The sequence below is a fragment of the Bacillus sp. FSL W7-1360 genome, assembly GCF_038592975.1.
Lineage (GTDB): Bacteria > Bacillota > Bacilli > Bacillales > Bacillaceae_D > Shouchella > Shouchella lonarensis.
In genome coordinates this window covers 2,687,032-2,708,972 of sequence record NZ_CP151950.1, presented here as the reverse complement: position 1 = coordinate 2,708,972, position 21,941 = coordinate 2,687,032, and the positions used below count along the sequence as shown (strand labels likewise).

Below are 21,941 nucleotides of genomic sequence, written 5' to 3'. Positions count from 1 at the left end.
CCTACCTTGCACGAGTTTCCTATTATATAGTGTTGAAAAAATCTTCCGCGTTCATGAGCTTTCCTTTTGATCTTCTTGTTTGTCTACTTCTTGACGCAGCTTTCGTCTCCATCAATCGCATAAAGCCGTTGATGTCCATACGATCAATTTCATCGTATTTGTAGCCATTTTCCATTAAGTCAAGGTACAAGAGATCTAACTGTTCCAGGTATTGTGCGTACGTTAGATGTTTTTCATCGCTTTCTGATTCTGAACTTTTTTTTCGCCGCCCATGATCTGCGTAACAGCATCCGCTATTTCATCTGCAATTTCACTTGATGTAAACCCACGCCAGATCATCTCGGCAGTCACAACACCGCCATCAAAGCAACTGGCCACAAACTGCACCATCTTCTCGAACATCATGGCTTCGCTTGTTTCTGATGCTTCTGCTTGGATTTGTAAAAGCCTCCGAAGTACACTTGCCTCTATATGTTGCTGCACATACGTATGTTCTTCGCGCTTTACATCTCCGTGTTCATCTAAGACGACTTTTCCTTCGTCATTGCGTACCGCGGGTCTTAATGTCATTGTCAACATTTTAAAACTCCTCTCTTGTCTCCCCCTATGACCATGTAAGCGTGACTTGATCTGCACTCACGCTCTTTTCGGTCAATCCTCGGGGCGGATTAGGGTGTCTCGACGTAACCTTGAAACACATCTTTTTCAAATGCTTCCAGCGTAAAGCCTTCTGTATCAGACCGCGCTTTCCAAAAGGCATAGCCATCACTTCGTCGCGCCACAAAGGTTCCACTAATTTCATCCGTATTAAGTTCTGCGCCTTTATCCGTACTTGTCGCAAGTGATTGATCTGGGTAAGACATTTTCCCTTTCAGTAACGCCAAGTATAGGTCTGAACCTGTACGCGTTGCAGCGGAAAGAATAATTGAAATGTACGGTGCAACCGTTTTTGCGCCGAGCTTTTCAATCCCATTTTCTACTTTGACGCCTAAAATCTTATTTACCACTTCTGTCCCTAAATCAACCACTTGAAGAGTTAATTCAGGCGTTCCTGTCCCAATCGCCGAGACATAGAACGGTGCATTGTTCGCATACGTCGTGTTGACAGGTGCCCCCAAACCAGAAACGCCTGCTTCAATCGCGCCTGCCTCAGCGGTAATATCAATCACTTCTTTGATCTGTTCGGTGTCTCCGTCGTGGATGCCAATTTTAATGCCGTCAAATCCGACACTTGCCATCGTTCATCACCCCTTTATTTTCATGTTTGTAACGTCGTTGTATATCTTCTTGCTAATCTTAGCAGCGAAATATCAGGGTCTTTATCGAGTGCAGAGGTACTAAGCGCCCATTGATGCCCTGACATGACTGCATCTAGTGCATTCCGAATCGGCTTCAACATTTGAATGTCTATTCCCCATACGTCTATTTGCACCGTTTGTCTTAACTGAATCGCTTCATTTGTGGCGAAGCCCGATTGGTACTCACCTATCTCGTTTATTCGGATCATCGGTGCGTTTTCTACCTTTTGATAGTCCTCCGGTACGTCTAGGGTGTAAATAAAATCCGATCGCACAAGGTGTGTGATCGTTTTACTTCCTATTAACAGATCATACACACGCTCCACCGGCAACTTTTCTTTCTCCATCACAAGCCTAGTCCTCTCTTGATTTCTGTCTCCATAATTTCGACGACTCGCGTGGACATTTCTCGTTCCGTTTGAAAGATAAAATGCTGCGGATTCATTTTAATCGTACCCATCTCCACAAAATGTGCACGCCAGTAAGTGTCTTTGCCATAACCGATCACAACGCTTCCATCTTGTTTGACGCCAGAAATTTTCACGTCGTCTTTTAAGTGCTTGCCACGGCTCTTTTTATCTTCCGGCGTGTTTTTTTCTAAGCGATCCGCCACTGCGACCGCCGCGGCGCGTAACGCTTTGTTTCTTACGCGCTTTTCTCGCGCGGCCAACTGTCGCAAATGACGATCGATCTTATCCCCGCCGCGAACCTCTACACTCATTTATGTGACCTCCCTCGCAATAACGGTCATGAATGCTTTATGTTGTAAGTCTGGGTTGATCTGGATAATCTCGTATTGTATCCCTTGATGTTTGATCACCATGTCATTTGTGACCTCTTGCCGTTGTTGATGGCGAACCACAAACGTGACAGTGTTCTCGAGCTTTGTACCAATCGTCGCGGTGACTTCCTTCAAATATTGCGTCATGATCATCGACCAACACGAAAACACCTCTTCATTAGTCGACTGAGGTGTCCCGTGTGGGTCTTTTCTCGCTATTTTCTTGAGAAAAACAATGCGTTCATTCATTTCTCCAGCATCAGTAATGGGCATCACGCCACCCTCTTACTTTTAAAACCAGGGGCACGACACCGTGTGGGATATCATGAAACGGCTTTTCAGACGTGGCAGAGCGCGTTTTGTACCAATGGCTGATTAAAAGGAGCACTGCTAATGTGAACGGCTTACATTCTTCCAGTTGATTCCTTGTCAAAAGCCTATCAACGGCATCAATGACGTAGTGCTCAGCCACCTCTTGTAGGAAAAGCAAGTGGTTGTCATCTTCATCATGATCAATCCGCAGATAGTTCTTAATCGCTTCAAGCTCCATCTTTCTCACCTTTTTCTTCCTTCTCCGGTGGTGGAGCTGGTGGTGCGGTCACTGTCACGGCGCAAGTGGCTGTTTTGCTTGTATCACCTTTAGCAGTAGCCGTCACCGTTGTCTTCCCTGCTTTGACGGCTTTTACTAAACCCTTTGCATCGACTGTTGCAATAGAAGTATCAGCGCTTTTAAATGTCACCGTCTTATCATCGGCGTTATCTGGTTTCACGGTTGCCTTTAACGACTGTGTTTTTCCTTCTTCAAGTTCCATTGTTGTAGGTGCGACACTAATACTTGCGACGGGTACTGGTTTTGCCGTCACAGTGATTTTGGATGTCGCTGTTTTGTTTCCATCCTGTGTTTTTACAGTAATTTGTGCTTCACCTTGCTTCACTGCCGTGACTAAGCCGTCTTTATTTACCACTGCGACTTTATCATCTGATGATGTGTAAGACACCTGTTTGTTCGTTGCATCATTCGGTGCCACTGTCGCTTGTAATTGCACGGTCTTTTCTACTTCAAGTTCCATTGTCGGAGGCGTGACGCTAATACTTGCGACTGGTACTGATTTTGGTGTAACCGTGATTTTTGATGTCGCTGTATGGTTGCCATCCGCTGTTTTCACTGTCACTGTAACTTCACCTTGCTTCACCGCTGTTACCAAACCCGATGTATTGACCGCAGCCACTTTCTCATCCGACGAAATGTAGGACACTTGTTGATTTGTAGCATCAGGAGGTGCCACTGTCGCTTGTAATTGCACGGTCTTGCCTTCTTCAACTGATGCAGTCTCTGGCTTAATGGTCACCCCTGATACAACGACAGCTTTTGTGCGTACAACCAGTTCATCCGACAGCGCCGATTCGCCGTATTCATTCTCACTACTAACCTGATAACGATACGATGTGTCAGGTTTCAAGCCGGTGTCCGTATACGTTTGTTCTGTTACGTTGCTCGCAATCTTCTTTCCATCGCGATACACATGATGCGTTTCTTCCATTGTTCTTGTCCCCCTTCTCCCCTATGACCACTCTAATGCAACTTCTTTCGTGTTGACTTTAGTTGCTGTCAATCGCTGGGGTGGTTTAGGGCGTTGCATTGACTTTTGCAATCCGAAATGCTGATTTTAACTTGATTTGGTGGTCAAACCAAGCCGTGATCACAAACAATTCGATACCTGTCTTCACGTCTTTATCACGATCATAGAGCACCTGCGGATCATAATTGTAATGGCTATACGTAAAGTCTCCTACGATAGGATCGACAGCGGAATCGGAAAACTCAACCGGCTTGCCTAGCACCGTTTCTGGCGGCGCACCATATAAAGTCGCATTTTGATTTGCGAGCACCTCGATGATATCGGAGTAATCTTGGTAGCGCATGACGACCTTGGCATTGTCACGGTAGTCCTCATGCAAGTCGGCAATCGCCGCTTTAATCGCTTTATATTTGTCACTCCCAGTGACTTCTTTAATCCCCGTCGCGTAAAAAGACATGTGCTCTTCGCTTGCTTTCGGTTTTTGTTCAAACGCTACTTTCTTTTCTTTTGCCGCCACGCCAGATTCAAGCGCCTGATCGACCATCTGTACTAAATTCGTGTCCGTTGCGGCAAGAATCGTCTCCGATAAAGGTGCCATCACTTTAAACTTGTGACGACCAAACGTGAGCACATTCCCTTCTGTCTTCAACTCTTTTGCGGTTTCGGTATCGGCAATAAAGTCATCGTCATCAAGCTGGAAACTGACTTTCGGAATCTCTAAGTTCGTCACATTTGTAAACGTGGATACGTTCCGTAACGGGTTCTTCACAAACGGTTCATGCAACAATTCTGTCGTCATCGTCGTAGGCAGGATTTTTTCACCGCCCGTGTTGTTTTGATCCCCTAAGATCGCTTTTGCTTCTTCAGATAATGGTCGTTGACGTGCCGTTGCACGGTATAATTCCGCTTTTGCGGCTTTCATTCTTGCTTTTGGATCGTGCTCATGGGCAATGACTTGCCGTTGTACTGCTTGAAAAGATGCTTTTTGTGCTTTTTCCATCTCATCATGCTTTTCTTTTAATAAGTTGAATCGTGCTTGCATATCATCACGAGAGGTTTTTAATCGTTCTAAGTCTTCTCGCGTCGTCTCCGGATCAACAGCCTTTTCTGTAATTTGAGTGTCTAACGCAGCCAAGTGATCGCCCACGGTTTTTACATTGTTCTTGAGTTCAAATAAGGTCTTCATCTACAGTCCCCCTAAGTATGTTTTCACTGCTTGTGCATTTTCCAAAGCGTTTTTCATGAGCTTTTCACGGAATGACCGATCCTCTGGCAAAGGTTTCTGGTTAAATAGTTCTTTTGGTGTCTTGTCATACCTGCCAACTAGAGATTGTTTCGAAAAAGCAGCCATATCCACAGCTTTTTCAATCGTGTCACAAAATCCATAGTCCACACACTCTGTAGCACTGAGCCAGCTTTCTTCATTTAGAAGCTGCTTAAGTTCATCTTCCGATAACGCTCCCCCAGCGCGATCTACATAACACTGGATCAAGGATTCATTGATTTTCTCAAGTCTATTGGCAGTTTCTCTTAATTCGTTGAAGTCGCCCGCTGTGATCATCCAAGCATTATGGATCATCATCATTGCATTGGAAGGCATATGAATCGTATCTGCCGCCATGGCAATGACCGATGCGACGCTTGCCGCAATGCCATCTACATGCACGTGCACATGAGCTTGGTGACGTTTAAGCATGTTATAAATAGCCACGCCTTCAAACACATCACCGCCTGGGGAGTTAATAAACACATTCAATGTTTGAATGTCTCCAAGCTGATCCAGCTCGTTTTTAAAACTTTTTGCGGAATGTGCTTCGTATCCGCCGCCCCATGAAGCAATCTCTTCATAGAGATATAAATCGGCCGCGCTGTCAGCCTTGGCTTTGAATTGCCAGTATTTCTTTCCTGTCACGTTGCCCCTCACCTCCTTTGCCAAATTAAAAACACTACTCTTCTTGAGTGTGCTTTGTTGGATGGTCTTCATATGTTTTTTGTATTTGCGCCAAAGGCATCAGGTCTTTACTAACGAGTAAAATATCTCCTTCGGGCACCGGTGGCAAGTCTTCATAGCCGCGAATTTCATTCGGCCGCAGCCATGAATTCCGCACGCCTTTTTGGTAAAACTCGCCGCGTGTCTTGATGTCACCTCTTAACAACCCTGCTACATTAAACTTGTGATAATAACCCGCTTTCCGCTCTTCCACCGACAACAGTTTCCGATCAAATTCTTGTTCGTACTGCCGGACAATCGGCATCAATGTATTTTGGACATAGTCTAGATTGGACTGTTCCATGCTGCTATAGCTCACACCGTCTGAAACCCCTAACATATGCTCAGGAACGTTAAAAACGAGTGCGACGCGTGAACGGGTGATTTTCTCAACTTCAAACACTTCTGGCTTGATAAATTCTTTCTTGATCGGTTCAATCTCGACGCCTGGTTCCTGAAATAAGATGCCGCCGTTCTCTTCGTAAAACCTGCGAAAATTCTCGACTACGTGCTGTTTCTTTGCTAAATCCACTTGTGCACCGTATTTCAAGATAAAGGATTCAATCGCACCATTCATTTGTTTCATTGAAAACTGTCGTACTTCAGCGTCATACGTGATCGTGTTATCAAGCACTCGGATTGGGTTAATCCCCAACCATCCGTTTGTATGGATATGTTTTACGTGGATCATGTCCAGATGATGAACGTAATACATATCTACACCTCTTACCTCATACCATAGTTCACCTGTTTCAGCGTGGACGATCGGACGGACATGATCTGGATTCAATACCACAAGCTGTTCAATTTGCCCGTAAACACCAGGAATTTTAATTGCATACCCATTTCCTTTTACATTCCGGTGCGTCTCAAGCAGTCGGATAAAATCAAAAGAGGTCTGATTCGGATTCGGGCTATTTGCGACTAATTCATGCATCGGGTGATCGGGGCTGGCTCGATAATCTTGATAGAGCTTTAACGGTAATACAGACATGGAATTGGCTAGGCGATTGACTGCCGCAAAGATCGTTTCATTTGTGGCGAGCGTACGGTTCTCTACATGAAAGCCACTCCCGATGCGCGTTCTCGTTCGTTGCTTCACGTCCGTTTTCTTTCTCCCTCTAAGTATGTTTTTTAACTTTAACCACGGCTTCAAACAATCACCTTCTCCACTTCACTCACCTACCCATAATATCTTTGATGGATAACACATCAATCTCACCTGCCCCCGCCGGAGATACAAATTGCCCCATCACATGCATATGGGCATTTAACAACGCCGCAAATCCGTCTATTTTACGGTAGCGGTTTGATTTTGTCGGCATGACATTGTTGTTTCGATCCCTTACAAGTTCAACATTGTTGATATACCAGCGTAACAGAGGGTTATTGTTAAAAATCACTTTGCCATCGAGAAACAAATGCTTCAAGTCTTGCATCGCTGGCCCTAGTGTGGCAAAACCTTGGCGCACCACTTCTGTTTCAAAGCCGTTTGCCTCAAGTGCTTTATTCAAGCGAAATGCTTTGGCGGGATCGTAGGCGATTTTCTCAATTTGAAACTGATTCCTCTGTTCTAATAGCCACTGTAAAACCGTTTCTTCATCGATGTAATCTCCTTCGCAAATCGTGAGTAAACCTTGTTCCGACCATTCGCGATACGGGATTTTCTCATTGCCCATTTGTACTTTTTTCCTAGGAATCCACGAATGAGAAATCACAAATACTTCCCCCGTCTCCGTCATCGGAAACTCGAGCACTGCACTTGTGAAGTCCTCGGTTTCTGATAAGTCATATGATGCGACGCACGGCTTCCCGTGAAACAAAGAAGGATCAAGTTGCTTTTTGTTTCGTTTTAACGTGTCAAAATCCAAAAAAGACAGCTTGTTGGCATGAACAAACCAGTTAAATTGTTTGGTGATAAAGTCTGTCCGTTCTTCTGGCGTGCGCTTATCTTTTTGCCAGTCTTCCTGTAAGATTTCAAGATCAAGCGACACGCCCATATTCGGATTGGCTTTGATCCACTTCTCTGGCTGGTCAAATTCTTTTTCACTGTCCAATTCAGCCATATAATAAAAGGTGCGCTCGTCTGTGAGTGCACCTTCTAATACGTCTGCGGCCTGTTCATAATAGTTCACAAGCGGTCCATCTAACTGGTAACCAGCCGTCGTGATATACAGAATCAGCGGTTGCTTTCTCGATCCTCGTGACTTTTTAATGATATTGATGAGACTATAGTCTTTAAACTCATGAATTTCATCAAAAATGCCCAAGTGCGTATTCAGCCCGTCCAGTTTGTCACTGTCCGAGGCACGCGGCTCCATCCTCGAAAAGGTTCTTTTATACAGAATCTCAAATCGTAACGGGGTGTAGTGTTTGCGTAAATGGGGTGACGTTTTCACCATCGCTTTTGCTTCTTCGAAAATGATGCTGGCTTGTTGCTTACTGTTTGCGAGTAAGTAAATATCGGCCCCGTTCTCCCCGTCTTTTCCTAGCGCAAAGTTTGCTAATCCAGAAATCATGGTCGATTTTCCGTTTTTGCGACCAACAAAAATAAGCCCTTCTCGAAAGCGACGGACTCCTGTGTCTTTATGCACCCAGCCATACAATGAACCAATAATAAAGTGTTGCCACGCTTGAAGCACTAGTTTGCGCGTCTCCCCTTTTGATGGGCGACAAAATCGCTCGATAAAGCGAATCGGCTTGTGTGCCTTTTCCTCTAAAAACACCCACGGAAAATAGATTGTCCCTTGTCTTTTAAGATCATTCAAGTGACGCTTGGCAGCTAAAATGTTTTTCTTACTCGCGATAATTTCTCCACTCACCACTTGTTCAGCATATTCCGTCGTTAGCAGTTTAGGAGATGCCTCAATCAAATTTATCAAATTCATCTTCTTCACTGCTTGCCGCGCGTAACTTTTTTCGCTGTGCAGGGGTTAAACCAAGCGATTTCAACAAGTTATTGAGCGTTTGTACAGTTTTCGTCAATTCAATTGAGAGAGGGTTTTTTACCAGATTTGTCGCACCCGCTTTATTCGTGTATGACATCATCAGTTGTGTTTCTTTCAGCTCTTTTTGGAGACGTGCGTAAAAGGCATGGGTTTCTACGTACAAACCAATTAACTCCTCATCGCTTTCTTCGTAAATCTCCCCAAGATATTCTCGTAATTTTTCTGCGGTTGCCATAGTGCATCATTCCCCCCCTCATGTGAAACTCTCCAGCGGTAGAAGCGAAGGCCCCCATCGGTCATTTTACGTCCCACCTCTAACTTTTAGCGTAGGGGCGGGCTTTTCAGTACCTCTCTGGATTACCTTGTTCCACAGACACACGTACATGTCGTTTTTCCATCGGCTTCATTCTGTTTGAGTGCATATGATTATGGCAGCTAAAGCAAAGACTGACTAAGTTTGCTAGATCAAGCGCTAACTCTGGGTGATCTTTCAAATATTTAATGTGATGCACCGTTTGTGCGCTGGTAATTGTGCCATTGTCAAAGCAATGACGACACAGGTGATCATCTCTATTCAAGGCTAACCTTCGCGCTTTTTGCCATGCCTTGCTGTTATAAAATCGTCTTGATTCTTGGTCACGCTTGTACTTGTCATAGTACCGTTGGGACTCGTTCATCTTTCTGTAATGACGCCCCCTGCACCGTATTCTCTAGTCGGTCGTTTGCCATCTTCACGTAGTCTTTTTCCATCTCGAATCCGATAAAGTCTCTACCTAGCTGCTTTGCGGCGACAGCTGTCGTACCGCTTCCCATGCAGCTGTCTAATACAAGGTCACCTGGATTTGTATAGGTCTTAATCAACCACTCAAACAACTCAACCGGTTTTTGTGTCGCGTGTCCACCTTTCACACGCTTGTTTGGGATTTCCAAAATCGTTGTCGGATTACGCTCACCCGTAGGATTCTCGATTGGCATAGGTTTCATCTCACCGTAATTGGTGCTGACGCTATTCGTCTTAGATTTATAAGGCTTCCCTGGTGTTTTTTGTGGGTTATATGTCGGCAGCTTTTTGTAAAACACGAGAATGTCCTCGTGACGCCTCATCGGCATTCGTCTAGCGTTTAAAAAATTCGTTGCGATCTTCTTATCCCAGACCAACGAATAGCGAAAAATGTCCGGCGCGTATGAAATAAGTGCAGTCGCAAACGGTTGCGTGGCCGTCAGAACAATCGCACCGTGGTCTTTTATGATGCGCTTGTACTGTTGCCACAAAAAACCAAGCGGTAGCTGTGTATCCCAGTCATTATCGGTGATCCCGTAAGGTGGGTCGCACAAGATCATGTCGACTGACGCGTCTGGTATTTGTCGCATCCCATGTAAGCAGTCATCGTGGTAAATCTTATTCAAATCCATATCTTCTCTCCTTCAAAAGCATCCGACCCATTTTTTAAGGCAGATGCTCATCTCTATGTTAAGCGCCAGATGCGCGAAATTCTTTGACACAAACACTATACCATCCGAGTCAAGTTCTTGGTATCATCTCGCCTAATCCCTCTGGCGCTCGGATTTCTTTGTCACTGACACTATAGCATGCCAGTCAAGCCCTTGGTATCATCTCACCTAATCCCTCTGGCGCTCGGATTTCTTTGTCACTAATACTGTAGCACATTCAAATCAATACGTGGGTATCATAAAAGTATCAAGTTTTTTGTCCTTCTTCAAAACCAAAAAGCACCCGCCCAAAATAGGACAGATGCCTTTATCTATATCAAACGTCGGGTGCTCGGATTTCTTTGATATTACCACTATAGCACATCAGAGGTGTAATGTGGGTGTAATGTTTTACTTTATTTTTGCGCTCACCTGTTTGATTCGATCAAGAGAATACCCTGTTTCTCTTGCAACGTCCTTTAGTGGCTTGCCTTCCACGTAGCGTTTGTAAGCCACTTGATACTCCAAACCGTCCAGCTGGCTTAGCTTGTACTCGATCTCTTTTTTCTGATACTCCAATTCTTCCAGCCCTTTATGCATCTCGCTCAAACGCTCATTCAGCCTATCCACTCGTGCTGCCGCATTATCAAGCGGCACCTTGTCAAAAAACTTCCCACCGGTCCACCAGTTATCCCTCTCAGCTGTCGTCACCTCGATCAGATCCTTGAGGATACTCACTTGCTTGACTAACTCGTTATACGTTCGAATCACCGCTCGTGTTGTGCTCATGTTGTCATACCTCCGTGTGTATGTTCTCTAGTCTCGCTTTTACCGCAGTAAGCAGTTGATTTTGTCCGGTCGCTTTTCTCTTGAGTGCAGCCATGATGTCTTCGTCTAGCGTGCCTTGTGCCACCAAATGGTGCACAACCACGGTGCGCGTCTGTCCTTGGCGATGCAGTCGTGCATTGGCTTGTTGATACTCTTCGAGAGACCAGGTCAATCCAAACCAGACAATCATATGCCCACCGTCCTGCAAGTTTAGTCCGTGACCAGCGCTTGCCGGATGCGCTAGCATCATCTCAGTCTTTCCCGCATTCCAGTCCTCAATGTCCGCAGGCTTGTCCAGCGTACGCGCTTGTTTAAATCGTGCCTTAATGCGTTCTAAGTCGTGTCGGTATTTATAAAAAACAAGGATAGGATTGCCTTGTGCCTGTTCGTGTATCTCTTGTAGCGCATCGATCTTCGCACTATGTAGCTCTTGCACTTCGTCATCTTCGTCATAGACGGCCCCGTTTGCCAGCTGCACGAGCTTGCCCGCCAATACGGCTGCCGTATCGGCGACAACGTCTGCCGCGTCTGCAAAAGAAAGCAGGAAATCACGCTCCAATCGCTTGTACATCTCCCAGGGCTTTCCGCTCATACGTACAGACACGACATTATCAACTCGCTCCGGCAATTGCAAATAATCTTTTGCGGCCATTGAAATGGCAATATCACCTATACGCTTATAAATCAACTTCTCCGCGCCAGTTTTCAATATCCAGTTATAGACGATATGCCCTTTTCTTGCGCCTGGCAAGAAGTAGGTGTCTCGGTAGGCAGTCATTGTACGCCCCAACCGCTTACCTTGATCCAGCAGATACATTTGCGGCCAGAGATCTAGCAGACTATTTGGTGCTGGCGTACCTGTCAACCCTACAATCCGGTCAATGTACGGCAATACTTTTCGTAACGCTCGGAACCTCTTGGCTTTACTGGACTTGAAACTGGACAATTCATCTACGATCACCATGTCAAACGGCCAGCCTGCTTTGTAATGATCGACCAACCACTCTACGTTTTCGCGATTGATGACATAGATGTGCGCGTCTTGTTCTAACGCCTGCACGCGCTCCTTTTGACTTCCTAGGGCTTTGCTTATCTTGAGATACTTAGTGTGATCCCATTTATCGGATTCTCTTGACCAGGTATCTTCTGCGACTCTTTTGGGAGCTATCACTAGCACACGTGCCACATCAAAATAGTCGTGCATCAATTCACTAACGGCGGTAAGCGTTGCGGCTGTTTTGCCTAAGCCCATATCCAGCAGCAACGCCGTTGCCCGGTTTTGGATGATGTGCTGTATAGCATACTCCTGATACGGATGTGGTGTAAACTTCACGGTCCCACCTCCCTCAGCAATCGGCTGATACTTTCCTCCGAATCAATCACATAGACCTGGCAGCCTAGTTGCTCGAGTTGTTGTTTGCGCTTGAACTGCAAAGCTCTAAGCTTCTGCCCCGGAGCTTTCACCTCGGCGAAAACAATCCGTCCCATCGGAAATATAATCAGCCGGTCGGGCACACCCGACATGCCGGGAGAAACGAATTTCAATGACTTCCCGCCCCATGCTTCCACTCTGTGTTTCAGTCTTTTTTCTAGTTGCGATTCTCTCATATGTTTTTTCCTCTCCAGAGGGTGTTCCCAGAGTTCCCGATGTTCCCCCTAGTCCCTTATATTCTTATTTGTACAATTTATAGAGTATATAGAGTATCTATATATACCTATATACTCTATATTTATATATCTATATACTTTATATAATATATAGTTAACATCAGTAACAATACTATATAAACACCTATACAACAGCAGTTTCAGGCGTTACCCGAGAGGGTTGCCGGAGCGTTACCGCTATCCGAGTGCGGTAACGATTACCCTATAATTGCACCCAAATTGTACCAACTAGCATTTCTGGTAACGCCTGATCCATTTTCCTTAACTGGTAACACGCTTTTCCTTAGCCGGTAACATCACCGAGTCTATTTCACTCGTTTATAAGCCCGTTGAATTCCATAATCTTTTCCAAAACGAAGTTTAGATCCTGTGTATTCCCATCCAGGCATGCGCCGCAATATATCATTGATTTCACGGCTCGTCATAACCGTAAGTTGTTTTGGATCGCCTTGAAATAATTCGACCCAAACTTCCATTGCACAAATTCGGTCTCGAGCTTGCCCACTGCATTTTTCTTTTCCAAAATCCACTCCGTGAAAATAATCTTTTCGGTCTTGAATCGTTCTGTCTGACCAGTTCTCTGGAACGGGGTGCTCGAGGAATGCCTGCACTAACCCAAACTTCTCGTTTTCTTCCCTATGAAGCTCCTGCGCTTCTTCTGCTTGCTCAACCAATGCCCCTTCCAAAATCAATGGCTCCTTGTCTTCATGCCGCCGTACAGCTTCTGCCCACACCTGACCGACTTCATAATCAGTGAGGTCTGTAAACAAACTTTTTGTAGCCTTACTCTTATCTACTTTCACTGGCCAAAACCGGCGGTTTCCTGTTTTATCCCGTAAAAAGTTCGGGTCATTTGTCGTCCCAAAAAAGACGCACTGCCTCGGAAACAACGATACCTGACGACCATAAGCAGCTCGAAATGAATCCTCTTGCTTACTAATAAAGTGCTTTGTAGCTTCCGCCTCTGCCTTTCTCATCGCACTTAACTCGGCCATTTCAATAACCCAAAACCCCTGAACTTGTTCCATCGCTTCTTTGCCTGTCACCGTATTGATAGAATCGCTATGCCACTCCCTTCCCATCAGCTTAATAAGATAACTCTTCCCGACGCCCTGCGCGCCAACCATGACAATCATGTTGTCAAATTTGCGCCCCGGCTCAAATACGCGCGCCACTGCTGCAGTAAAAGCCTTTCTCGTAACAGCCCGTACGTACGGCGTGTCTTCTGCACCCAAGTAGTCAATCAAGAGCGTATCTAAGCGAGGGATGTCATCCCATTTCAACGATGAAAGATAGTCTTTGACTGGATGAAACGCATTTTGTTTTTGTACCTCAATCAAAGCATCATGAATTTTTGCAGACCCGGTAATGCTGTATTTGTCTTCTAGGAAATTGCGCAAACATGCATCATCACTATCTTCCCATGTAACGCCTTCTTTCTTTTTGCGCCAAGGCAAATCGCCTAGAACCTCTAACCTGGAATTAAATGTATTGCGCCCTGTTTTCCCTTTTAACCGTGGATCATTTTGCAATATCAACCGAATGTTAGGCGCTGTACTCAACAAGATTCCTTTTTTGGTATACGAAAGCTTCCCTTTCCACGCTTGATCATCTTCACCCTCTGTTATTTCCCCGAACTCTTCTGATGCTTCCACCAGCTTTTCTTCTGTCAATTGCCGTTTCACATTCTCGTCTTGCTGCACAAAATCAATCATTGCCGCAAACGATGGAAAACGCACAACAGGTGTACCAGGTTCCACGCTATCATCCTGTGCGCCGAATGTATGAATGCGCACAAGGTCAAACGCGTTTACCAACTTTCCGCTCACTGGGTCGGTTCCGTGATGGCTATAAGCAAATGTATCGTTGTCATACAAAACCAACCCGCCTGTCGTGCTTCCATTTCTATACGTATATCGTCCATTGCCTTCCGGCTCATACACATCTGCCAGCATCGTATAAAGGGCTTCTGTTATCGTATACGTGCGGCAGAAAGCACCGATCAACCCTGGCTTCTCATGCGGATCGCCTTGCTTTGCAGCCATCCGTTTCACCACAACTTGTTTCCGGCTTGATTCTGGCCATTCAGTCGGATCACGCCAGTTCTTGTATTTGGCAAGCACTTCATCAGGATTTAAAAACGGCGCGTCCCTGCACTTATAGAAGTACTCTCCATCACTTGGCGTGCTCGGCCAGTACATTAATCTGTGTGGCTCGTATGTCGTATCGTCGAATTTATCGATCCCCAGATCAGCCGCTACACGGCGCGCAATCGGGACGTACTCATCCGGCGTCACTGGACGTGACAACGGGATGATCAAGCGCAAGCGCGGTTTTTCTATCACATGTGAGTGCGTGCTATACACAACGATAGCGTGATTAAAAAAATCGTCTATCAGGCTTAAAATCGGATCGTTTTGTACCAAATGATCGGCATCTAGCGTGATAACCTGCCGCTCGTGTACGTTGTCTGCTTTTCTTCGTCCAGAGGACTTCAACGCTCCACCGATAAAGCCGCCAATGTCTTTTATCTGACCTTGCTCTTTTCTGGACATCTTTTTATATTCATTTACCGTCTCAGCCGTACGGGCTGTTTCTGATAACCGAGTGACCAACTCGAGCCATGTTAACGCCACGTTTTGCCATTTGGTTTCGAATCGGCTTTGGCCCACTGCAATTGTAAGCTGCCCATCATGTTTGAGCTCCACTTCTTACCACCCCTAATCTTTTCTATAGTAATCAGCCACAAAGCCATCTGCAGCTAACGGCAAACCCGGCGCCCAATCAATTTTCCGGCCCATAATCCCCTCTATTTCTTCTAAACTTGTTTCCTCTGACGCTTCAATGACGACTTCATCGTGCACGTGCATCACGATGTCATAGTCTTTTAACCGCATAAGCGATTCCGCTAAACAATCCCTCGCCACTGCTTGAACAATGTTTTCCGTGAGTTTGCCTCCATACGTCCGAAGTCTTACCGTCTTGCCACCAGTACCTGGTCCCTCGTATGTCAATCCCTGCTTGTTAAACTTCTCATCAACTTCAATTCGCGGTCTCACGTAAGCAAGCTGACGTCCCGAAGGCAAACGGATAAACATGATACCGTTCTTCACGACAAATGTTAACCCATGTTTCATGCACACAACTTCTTTTGTTTGTACGGCTTTAATTGCTGATTGTTCTACTTCATACCAAAATCTTTTTATAGCCGGGTTGGATGCGCGCCAAGCGTCTACCAGTGGTTGTAACTCTTCTTCCGGAAGTCCCATATTGACCGCCCCCATCGCTTTCAATGCCCCGACACTACCCTGATACCCGAGCGCCAGTTCCGCGACTTTACCTTTTTGACGCAAGGATTTATCAACATCATCAAGTGGGACGTTGAACATTTCCGCTGCGGATGCTTCATAAATTTTCCCATGCGTCTTAAATACATCTAACCGCCACTGCTCACCTGCTAGCCAGGCAATGACACGCGCTTCAATGGCAGAGAAATCAGAGACTAATAGACGCTTGCCAGAGGCAGGGATGAACGCCGTACGTATCAACGAGGACAGCACGTCAGGGACGTTATCATAGACCATTTCCAATCCTTCTAGCTCGCCCATTTTAAGAATCTTGCGAGCTATATCGGCATTTCTTCCGCTCATGTTTCCGCGCGGCAAATTTTGTACCTGCACGAGCCGTCCCGCCCATCTACCAGTCCTGCTTGCGCCGTAAAACTGCAAAATACCTCGCAACCTACCATCCTTACACTGCCCCCGTTGCATAGCACTGTATTTAGCAGTGGACGTTTTTGCTGTTAGCGCACGTAATTGTAGCGCACGCTTTACATCAGGATTGTTTGTCTCTTTAAATAGCGCTATGGCATCGTCTTTACCTAACTTATCTACCCGCACCCCTTGTTTGTTCATCCATTCTTTTAACTGCGGTAAACTATTAGGATTTTCAACTCCAGTGAGCGCTTGGAGTTCATCTAGCATCTTTTGTGAGTATCGTTCATCCAGCGCAATGGCATGTTGCATGATGGATGTATCTACCAACACGCCTTTGTCGTTGATGCGCTGATCAAGCGCGTAAAGTTGTTGTTCAAAATCTGTCATAGGAAATGGCACCAATTTCTTTCTTATTTCTCTCTCCACCACAACATCTTGCACACAATAAGACTTAAATTGTTCCCATTTCTCTGGGGCGTGTTCAGGAAGGTTTCGTGTTCGACCGCCGTTTGTTTTCGTTGCTTTGCAGGGAATCGAAAAATAAGAAATTAACGCTGTGCCCGCGCGGTCTTTTTGCGCATCCATTTTTAGCACACTTGCGACATTAGCTAGGCTAATTGGCAGCCCAAGCGTTAGCGCATGAACTTGCGTACAGCGCCATTGATGGATTGGTAGGTTAATATTTAAATGTGCCTGCAAACAGACACGTTCAAACTGCGCGTTAAAGGCGGTTTTAATGACGGTTTCGTCTTGTAGGGATGCAAGTACATTGCTTGGTAGCTCTTCTCCTTGCGCCAAATCAATAATTTTCACATCCTCGTTGTCGAATGAATACGCTAGAAGTAATACCTCAAAGTCTATAGCTTCAGCATATTTATACACACCCTGTGTTTTTAGATCAGCGCTTGAGTAAGTTTCTATGTCAATGCTTAAGATTGTCATGTTGTTCCTCCATTTGATTGAAAAAAGAGGCTATGTGGTGCTCTAGCCTCTTTTTCATTGTTACAACAAGTCGTCTAGCTCGTCTGCTAGCTCGTCAAAGTCCTCGAACGCCGAAGAACGACCGCCGAGACGTTCTCCGTCTGCCCACTTCTGGATATTGTTCAAACCTGCCGCAATACCCCGGTTTCCGCTAACGTTATACGCATAAAAGTTCACAGATGCGCGAGCGTAACAGCCGCTGTACACTTCTTCTCTGTCTGTGATTGGATCAAGATTGCGGTCAACAACCTGCGGCCGCGACGCGCTGTTGGCATTGATAAAATAACAACCTTCGTATTCCTTTTTTTCTGGGCGTTCCTCATCTCCATCACGAAGAGGTGTTTTCAGGCGTGGAGGAACCTTGCCATTAAACATTCCGTCCTTCCCGTTTTCTTTTGCCGCCTCGATGGCTTCCTCAATCATCTTAAGCGTCTTTTTATCCGATTTTGGGATGAGCAGAGTCACGCTGTATTTTGCTTTCTGCCCTTCCTCCATTGCATGCGCTTCGAAAAGGTGTACATAGCTCAAACGTACTTTTCCTGTGATTACTTTTGTATTTTTCATGTATAAAACATCCTCTCTCAATTTGTAATAACACTAAATTCCTCTGTCGCTGATTTGCGGCGGTAGGCACCCCATGCCGCGCACATCGACTTTGCTTTGCAAAAGCGACAGTGCTTGCCGGGCACGTACTCTCCCTCACCGGCATGTGCTTTTTTTGCAAGGGGTTTGACCATATGATCCGCCCAGCTGTATAACTCTCTCAGCTTTAATGCATAGACGCTAATATGATCTAACCTTGGCTGCACAATCGTCATCCGTACTGTCTCAATATCATAGACGATGTCATATGTATCGAGCGCACCAAGTGCGTAGAGCATCATCTGCGTGTTTTTTAGCGCATCAACCCGCACGCCTTTTCCATACTTAAGATCGATCACTTCGAGCACACCATCATCAATTAACACCACATCACCTGTCCCAAACCCATCTGGCACCCACCGGCTAAAATCAAGACGTTCTTCAAGGAGAATATGTGGTTTGTCCATTTTGTTATACCGGCTCACCACAAAGTCCACATATGATTTGACGTGGGTTTCCATGTCCTGATTGTAAAAGGAGCTATTCTCCGTAAAATCGTGATGCTCTTTGGCAAACTGATATCCACTGATCTTGCCAAAATGCCGTTGCAGATATATCTCCGCTAGTTCATGGGCCGCAGTTCCTTCTAATGCATATCTACTTGTTTGCTCTACAATACCGTCTTCCAACTTGACTGAAGGCGTACATATCATCCAACGGTGAGCCCCTGATGCACTCAATCTTGCATGCGCTCTGGCGGCATGTTCAGTCATAGCTTGTTGCTCGCTTGTTTGTAAAACTCCTCGAGCTTGTCTGCCGGGAGTTCGGACACTTTGTTAATGCCGAATTCGGCTAGCAGTGCTTTTACCTGTTCCTTTTTACCGTCCGCCACTGCTTGTCCTAATAGCGGGCGGATGTCATCGTCTAGGCTGATCGAGAAAGTTTCAGTTTTGTCCTCTACAGGTGACGCTTGTTTTTCTGCTTCTACTAATGAAGACGTACCTTCTTTTTTCAACTCTCCCACCAATTCCTTGATCACATCTACAAGCTCCGGCGCTTCAATCGTTACCTTCATCCTTCGTTCCCTCCAATTCCTTCAGTTTCTTCTCGCTCCATCAGCGGCACCAATTGTTTCTCTCGCTTTAACAGGTTATAAATAAACCATCTTCCTTCTTGTGTCCAACTGGTGTACAGCACAACCTGACCATAAAGCACTTCCGTCTTGGTTTGCGTGTAACCCTTATTTTGGTATTTGGAGTAAAGCAACCAGCAACCATTCTGCTTGTATTGAACGCCTAGTTCTCTGAGAATGCTATTTAGCAGCCTAGCACTCATCCCATAGTCTTTTGCAATCTGAGAGACCGTTAAAAGAGAGTCGCTTTGCATCACTTTATCAAAGTAAAATGCTTTCGGTTCCATTTCTTGATTTTGTTGTGTCAACAAGAAATTCTTCGTTTCCAGTTTAGCAACTTGCGCATTTGCATAGTCCATGGCTCTTTTCATGATCATCTCTGGGCTATTCCATTTGCGCTCTAAATCCAAAAAGTACTGGCGAGCCTGTTTGCCCTTTTCATTCCGTTGTAGCATTGAGATTTCTTTCGCCATATCAATGGTGATGTGGTGATCAACCTGTTCATAAGTACGCGCTCTTTTTTGAGCGTGTACTTTTTGCGTAACTTCAACGTAATCCACACCTTCCGCAAAGCCATAACCTTTCATGCGCGGATACCAATCTTTGTACGCTGTTTTCACTTCCAAGAACTCGTGTAACTCCCTCCCGCTCACAAGGAGTTGCCCATTCTCGTTTTCCTTCGTTGTGATCAATTCATTCATCATGAACATCCCTCCCGATCTCAACCTGTCTACTTTGTTCCTAAGGGGGGTTTCAATTTGAACCCCCTTGAAAACTCATCCAATTGCTCACGTTCCGATGGTGAATCTCGTATGGATTTGTGTGCCTAACTCTTTTCAAATTTACTCACGCGTCATGAACAAGTTGTTTTCTTCAGCAGCATCTGCTGCTGATCGTAGCGCCTCAACAAGTTTCTGCGGGTTTTTATAAGACGTCTTTGTTTGCAGTTGTTTTTCCATCTCTTCCAACTGAGCAACATAAACCGCACTAAACTCAATACCTTTTTTCCCCGTCAACTTGTGTACGACCATATCACAGCCCTTACGAGTCAATAAGTAATGCTTATAGTTCTTTCCCGCACCTGCTTGATAGGTACTTGCTTGAAAGAAGCTATCAGAAGATAGGGCTGTGCTTTTTCCTAAAACCTCTTTGTAACGGTCGATATCACGTAACAAGTGATCATGCCTTTTCCCAATCATCTCCGCCAGGTCCCGACTATCGACCAACAATTGACCGTTTTTCTGAATCCATTTCAATTCATTTTTCCCCCTTCATTTTGAGGTGTACTCATTTTGACTACCCCCGATTTCATCCACCTACGTTCCTCCAGAGGGGGCCTCAATTTGAGCCCCCCTTGAAAATTGATCCAATCGTTCACTGTTCCGACGGTGAATATTTTTAATCGCTTCTCGTGGATTTGTGTGCTCCAGCGCTTTTCCAATTTGGTCGCGTGTCATGAACAGATCGTTTTCCTCATTGGTATAGAAATTACAAGCAACGCCGTTAAATAATGCTGATTCAACGATTTCAAGGCTCAATACTCCCGCCCCCTTTCATTTTCTTCCCCAACATCTGCCGTTACCCGTAGTGCCTCAGCAAATCCCTGTGGGCTCTTTCGTTACCCCGATAAATCTAGGGACGTAAAACTTTCATCTGTTTAAACTTGCTGTATTCAGTCCCTGGCTCTGGTATGTAGCCCATATGCATATCAAGCCATTCGTCTAAGGCATCTTTCTTGAATAACAGGCGACCACCAAGCTTCAATTTAAGAACGGGCAAGTTGTGCGACTCAATCCACCTACGTACCGTTGATACCGATACCCCTAAATATTCTGCAGCCTCATGTACATTCAAAGTAGTTTTTTCCAACGATATCACCCAACCCAATAATGTTTTATTTAGCAATATACATTTATTAATATTACTTCACAAAAAAAATCTCCTCAAAATCACACCGCAAGCATTCCACCATTTTCTTTGCTACAACCGGTCTTGGGTGTGCTCTTCCGTTTAATATATTACTAAGATGCCCCCCAGTAACATTGATTTTTTCAGCAAGTTCTTTCACACCCATTCCATTCTCAATGGCTTTTTTCCTGATGGCGTCTCCATCTCTAACATGTACTTTCATTTCAAACCCTCTTTCTCGTCGAAGAAACCTTCGGTTTTATTGGTGAATATTTATAAGGTAATAATACCAAGAGGTATAGGTGCCGTCAACAATTTATTTAAATAAACATATCATTGTATACAATTATTTAATAAAATAAGCTTTATTTTTGTATGGTATTATATTATAATGTATGCAAGCTATATAGAAGGGAGGTGTTTCATATGGGCGACATTAGCTTTGGCGAATACCTATTTAACACCAGAACAGAAAAAAAAATGACCATTACAGAGTTAGAGAAGAAATCAACAGTCTCTGGCGGATATCTCTCTCTCATTGAAAACCAAAAGAAAACCCCTAGTGCAAATACGATCAAAAAGCTCGCAGAAGCGCTCGACGTTGACTATGTAGAAATGCTAATACGCGCAGGATTACTGGAAGAAATGAACGCCATCCATCCTGCTATCTTAAACAACCTTCAAAAGAAGACCATTAAAATTCCTTTGCTTTCAGGTATTTCAGCAGACAAGGACATCATTCATGAAGATCATGTGATTGATTATCTACAACTTCCCAAAAAGGGTCACCTAAAAGAAGGGAAAACGATTGCCATTCATATGCCAGACAGCTCAATGAAAGATGCCCGCATCAACGACGGTGACTTATTGATTGTTGAAATCACCGACGAAATATCAGACGGAGACATTATGGTCATGCTTCACAAAAATGAAAGCCCGCTCCTGATAAGAAAAGTAAGGTTAGCAGAGGAAAGTACAGCGTTACTGTTTCCAGCCAACGACATATACGATCCAATTATAACAACCGAGGACAACTTATATGTGATTGGAAAAGTGGCTAAAGTTTTAATCAGCTTATAAATTACAGAAAGGGGTTCA

28 protein-coding genes are annotated in these 21,941 nt (G+C 45.0%); 1 reads left to right on the top strand and 27 read right to left on the bottom strand.

All coding sequences use genetic code 11. The features are described from left to right. Positions 1-222: 222 nt before the first annotated feature. The 27 genes from gpG to NSQ26_RS13845 form a co-directional block, all read right to left on the bottom strand. Positions 223-579, bottom strand: coding sequence for a phage tail assembly chaperone G (gene gpG, locus NSQ26_RS13975; protein WP_499718603.1), 357 nt, complete (start codon positions 577-579; stop codon positions 223-225). A gap of 89 nt (positions 580-668) precedes the next feature. Next, positions 669-1,238: a major tail protein gene (locus NSQ26_RS13970; RefSeq protein WP_499718602.1), complete on the bottom strand. Its 570-nt coding sequence runs from the start codon at positions 1,236-1,238 to the stop codon at positions 669-671. Positions 1,239-1,258: 20 nt separating this feature from the next. Continuing rightward, positions 1,259-1,648, bottom strand: coding sequence for a hypothetical protein (locus NSQ26_RS13965; protein ID WP_499718601.1), 390 nt, complete (start codon positions 1,646-1,648; stop codon positions 1,259-1,261). Next, positions 1,645-2,019, bottom strand: a complete 375-nt coding sequence (locus NSQ26_RS13960; protein WP_499718600.1) for an HK97-gp10 family putative phage morphogenesis protein — start codon at positions 2,017-2,019, stop codon at positions 1,645-1,647. The genes NSQ26_RS13965 and NSQ26_RS13960 overlap by 4 nt, the downstream gene beginning before the upstream one ends. Next, the gene (locus NSQ26_RS13955) at positions 2,020-2,352 is read right to left on the bottom strand and encodes a phage head closure protein (protein ID WP_499718599.1); all 333 of its coding nucleotides are present in this window, start codon (positions 2,350-2,352) and stop codon (positions 2,020-2,022) included. Continuing rightward, positions 2,339-2,629: a head-tail connector protein gene (locus NSQ26_RS13950; RefSeq protein WP_499720082.1), complete on the bottom strand. Its 291-nt coding sequence runs from the start codon at positions 2,627-2,629 to the stop codon at positions 2,339-2,341. The genes NSQ26_RS13955 and NSQ26_RS13950 overlap by 14 nt, the downstream gene beginning before the upstream one ends. Further along, positions 2,619-3,620, bottom strand: a complete 1,002-nt coding sequence (locus tag NSQ26_RS13945) for an Ig-like domain-containing protein (protein ID WP_499718598.1) — start codon at positions 3,618-3,620, stop codon at positions 2,619-2,621. Before NSQ26_RS13945 ends, NSQ26_RS13950 begins: the two co-directional genes overlap by 11 nt. Before the next feature lie 85 nt (positions 3,621-3,705). Then, positions 3,706-4,845 (bottom strand): phage major capsid protein, encoded by a 1,140-nt coding sequence (locus NSQ26_RS13940; RefSeq protein ID WP_499718079.1) that lies wholly within the window; start codon positions 4,843-4,845, stop codon positions 3,706-3,708. Further along, the gene (locus tag NSQ26_RS13935) at positions 4,846-5,571 is read right to left on the bottom strand and encodes a head maturation protease, ClpP-related (RefSeq protein WP_499718080.1); all 726 of its coding nucleotides are present in this window, start codon (positions 5,569-5,571) and stop codon (positions 4,846-4,848) included. Positions 5,572-5,605: 34 nt separating this feature from the next. After that, positions 5,606-6,805 carry a phage portal protein gene (locus tag NSQ26_RS13930; protein WP_499718081.1) on the bottom strand — a complete coding sequence of 400 codons (1,200 nt, stop codon included), beginning with the start codon at positions 6,803-6,805 and terminating at the stop codon, positions 5,606-5,608. 22 nt (positions 6,806-6,827) lie between these two features. Next, entirely contained in the window at positions 6,828-8,537 is a 1,710-nt protein-coding gene (locus tag NSQ26_RS13925; RefSeq protein WP_499718597.1) for a terminase large subunit, read from the bottom strand. Next, positions 8,515-8,832, bottom strand: coding sequence for a P27 family phage terminase small subunit (locus NSQ26_RS13920; RefSeq protein ID WP_499718596.1), 318 nt, complete (start codon positions 8,830-8,832; stop codon positions 8,515-8,517). Before NSQ26_RS13920 ends, NSQ26_RS13925 begins: the two co-directional genes overlap by 23 nt. A 106-nt stretch (positions 8,833-8,938) precedes the next feature. Next, on the bottom strand, positions 8,939-9,274 hold the full coding sequence (locus NSQ26_RS13915; RefSeq protein ID WP_499718595.1) for an HNH endonuclease: 336 nt from the start codon (positions 9,272-9,274) through the stop codon (positions 8,939-8,941). Then, positions 9,249-10,010 (bottom strand): DNA-methyltransferase, encoded by a 762-nt coding sequence (locus NSQ26_RS13910; protein ID WP_499718594.1) that lies wholly within the window; start codon positions 10,008-10,010, stop codon positions 9,249-9,251. The genes NSQ26_RS13915 and NSQ26_RS13910 overlap by 26 nt, the downstream gene beginning before the upstream one ends. A gap of 429 nt (positions 10,011-10,439) precedes the next feature. Continuing rightward, entirely contained in the window at positions 10,440-10,817 is a 378-nt protein-coding gene (locus tag NSQ26_RS13905; protein ID WP_499718086.1) for a hypothetical protein, read from the bottom strand. A 4-nt stretch (positions 10,818-10,821) separates the two neighbouring features. After that, entirely contained in the window at positions 10,822-12,189 is a 1,368-nt protein-coding gene (locus NSQ26_RS13900; RefSeq protein WP_499718593.1) for an SNF2-related protein, read from the bottom strand. After that, positions 12,186-12,464 carry a VRR-NUC domain-containing protein gene (locus NSQ26_RS13895; protein ID WP_499718592.1) on the bottom strand — a complete coding sequence of 93 codons (279 nt, stop codon included), beginning with the start codon at positions 12,462-12,464 and terminating at the stop codon, positions 12,186-12,188. Before NSQ26_RS13895 ends, NSQ26_RS13900 begins: the two co-directional genes overlap by 4 nt. A 365-nt stretch (positions 12,465-12,829) precedes the next feature. Continuing rightward, positions 12,830-15,232, bottom strand: a complete 2,403-nt coding sequence (locus NSQ26_RS13890) for a virulence-associated E family protein (protein WP_499718591.1) — start codon at positions 15,230-15,232, stop codon at positions 12,830-12,832. A 12-nt stretch (positions 15,233-15,244) separates the two neighbouring features. Continuing rightward, positions 15,245-17,182 (bottom strand): DNA polymerase, encoded by a 1,938-nt coding sequence (locus tag NSQ26_RS13885; RefSeq protein ID WP_499718590.1) that lies wholly within the window; start codon positions 17,180-17,182, stop codon positions 15,245-15,247. Positions 17,183-17,242: 60 nt separating this feature from the next. Then, complete coding sequence (locus NSQ26_RS13880; RefSeq protein WP_499718589.1) at positions 17,243-17,785, bottom strand: DUF2815 family protein; 543 nt, start codon at positions 17,783-17,785, stop codon at positions 17,243-17,245. A gap of 17 nt (positions 17,786-17,802) precedes the next feature. Further along, complete coding sequence (locus NSQ26_RS13875) at positions 17,803-18,576, bottom strand: DUF2800 domain-containing protein (protein WP_499718588.1); 774 nt, start codon at positions 18,574-18,576, stop codon at positions 17,803-17,805. Then, positions 18,573-18,878, bottom strand: a complete 306-nt coding sequence (locus NSQ26_RS13870) for a hypothetical protein (RefSeq protein WP_499718587.1) — start codon at positions 18,876-18,878, stop codon at positions 18,573-18,575. The genes NSQ26_RS13875 and NSQ26_RS13870 overlap by 4 nt, the downstream gene beginning before the upstream one ends. Next, the gene (locus NSQ26_RS13865) at positions 18,875-19,639 is read right to left on the bottom strand and encodes a phage antirepressor KilAC domain-containing protein (protein ID WP_499718586.1); all 765 of its coding nucleotides are present in this window, start codon (positions 19,637-19,639) and stop codon (positions 18,875-18,877) included. Before NSQ26_RS13865 ends, NSQ26_RS13870 begins: the two co-directional genes overlap by 4 nt. 138 nt (positions 19,640-19,777) lie before the next feature. Next, complete coding sequence (locus tag NSQ26_RS13860) at positions 19,778-20,191, bottom strand: Rha family transcriptional regulator (RefSeq protein WP_499718095.1); 414 nt, start codon at positions 20,189-20,191, stop codon at positions 19,778-19,780. A 60-nt stretch (positions 20,192-20,251) separates the two neighbouring features. Then, the gene (locus tag NSQ26_RS13855; RefSeq protein ID WP_499718096.1) at positions 20,252-20,473 is read right to left on the bottom strand and encodes a hypothetical protein; all 222 of its coding nucleotides are present in this window, start codon (positions 20,471-20,473) and stop codon (positions 20,252-20,254) included. A 94-nt stretch (positions 20,474-20,567) separates the two neighbouring features. Continuing rightward, on the bottom strand, positions 20,568-20,789 hold the full coding sequence (locus NSQ26_RS13850) for a helix-turn-helix domain-containing protein (RefSeq protein WP_499718097.1): 222 nt from the start codon (positions 20,787-20,789) through the stop codon (positions 20,568-20,570). Positions 20,790-20,856: 67 nt separating this feature from the next. Continuing rightward, positions 20,857-21,066: a helix-turn-helix domain-containing protein gene (locus tag NSQ26_RS13845; protein WP_499718098.1), complete on the bottom strand. Its 210-nt coding sequence runs from the start codon at positions 21,064-21,066 to the stop codon at positions 20,857-20,859. 203 nt (positions 21,067-21,269) lie between these two features. Here NSQ26_RS13845 and NSQ26_RS13840 point away from each other — a divergent pair, with 203 nt between their 5' ends. Next, a complete protein-coding gene (locus NSQ26_RS13840; protein ID WP_499718585.1) occupies positions 21,270-21,923 on the top strand; it encodes a helix-turn-helix domain-containing protein in 654 nt (217 codons plus the stop codon). Positions 21,924-21,941 lie beyond the last annotated feature (18 nt).

Excerpts from the sequence above, each read along its gene's own strand:
- gpG (WP_499718603.1), bottom strand. The coding sequence starts at position 579 with ATGTTGACAATGACATTAAGACCCGCGGTACGCAATGACGAAGGAAAA.
- NSQ26_RS13970 (WP_499718602.1), bottom strand. The coding sequence starts at position 1,238 with ATGGCAAGTGTCGGATTTGACGGCATTAAAATTGGCATCCACGACGGA.
- NSQ26_RS13960 (WP_499718600.1), bottom strand. The coding sequence starts at position 2,019 with ATGAGTGTAGAGGTTCGCGGCGGGGATAAGATCGATCGTCATTTGCGA.
- NSQ26_RS13955 (WP_499718599.1), bottom strand. The coding sequence starts at position 2,352 with ATGCCCATTACTGATGCTGGAGAAATGAATGAACGCATTGTTTTTCTC.
- NSQ26_RS13950 (WP_499720082.1), bottom strand. The coding sequence starts at position 2,629 with ATGGAGCTTGAAGCGATTAAGAACTATCTGCGGATTGATCATGATGAA.
- NSQ26_RS13945 (WP_499718598.1), bottom strand. The coding sequence starts at position 3,620 with ATGGAAGAAACGCATCATGTGTATCGCGATGGAAAGAAGATTGCGAGC.
- NSQ26_RS13940 (WP_499718079.1), bottom strand. The coding sequence starts at position 4,845 with ATGAAGACCTTATTTGAACTCAAGAACAATGTAAAAACCGTGGGCGAT.
- NSQ26_RS13925 (WP_499718597.1), bottom strand. The coding sequence starts at position 8,537 with ATGAATTTGATAAATTTGATTGAGGCATCTCCTAAACTGCTAACGACG.
- NSQ26_RS13920 (WP_499718596.1), bottom strand. The coding sequence starts at position 8,832 with ATGGCAACCGCAGAAAAATTACGAGAATATCTTGGGGAGATTTACGAA.
- NSQ26_RS13915 (WP_499718595.1), bottom strand. The coding sequence starts at position 9,274 with ATGAACGAGTCCCAACGGTACTATGACAAGTACAAGCGTGACCAAGAA.
- NSQ26_RS13910 (WP_499718594.1), bottom strand. The coding sequence starts at position 10,010 with ATGGATTTGAATAAGATTTACCACGATGACTGCTTACATGGGATGCGA.
- NSQ26_RS13905 (WP_499718086.1), bottom strand. The coding sequence starts at position 10,817 with ATGAGCACAACACGAGCGGTGATTCGAACGTATAACGAGTTAGTCAAG.
- NSQ26_RS13895 (WP_499718592.1), bottom strand. The coding sequence starts at position 12,464 with ATGAGAGAATCGCAACTAGAAAAAAGACTGAAACACAGAGTGGAAGCA.
- NSQ26_RS13885 (WP_499718590.1), bottom strand. The coding sequence starts at position 17,182 with ATGACAATCTTAAGCATTGACATAGAAACTTACTCAAGCGCTGATCTA.
- NSQ26_RS13880 (WP_499718589.1), bottom strand. The coding sequence starts at position 17,785 with ATGAAAAATACAAAAGTAATCACAGGAAAAGTACGTTTGAGCTATGTA.
- NSQ26_RS13875 (WP_499718588.1), bottom strand. The coding sequence starts at position 18,576 with ATGACTGAACATGCCGCCAGAGCGCATGCAAGATTGAGTGCATCAGGG.
- NSQ26_RS13870 (WP_499718587.1), bottom strand. The coding sequence starts at position 18,878 with ATGAAGGTAACGATTGAAGCGCCGGAGCTTGTAGATGTGATCAAGGAA.
- NSQ26_RS13865 (WP_499718586.1), bottom strand. The coding sequence starts at position 19,639 with ATGATGAATGAATTGATCACAACGAAGGAAAACGAGAATGGGCAACTC.
- NSQ26_RS13845 (WP_499718098.1), bottom strand. The coding sequence starts at position 21,066 with ATGAAAGTACATGTTAGAGATGGAGACGCCATCAGGAAAAAAGCCATT.
- NSQ26_RS13840 (WP_499718585.1), top strand. The coding sequence starts at position 21,270 with ATGGGCGACATTAGCTTTGGCGAATACCTATTTAACACCAGAACAGAA.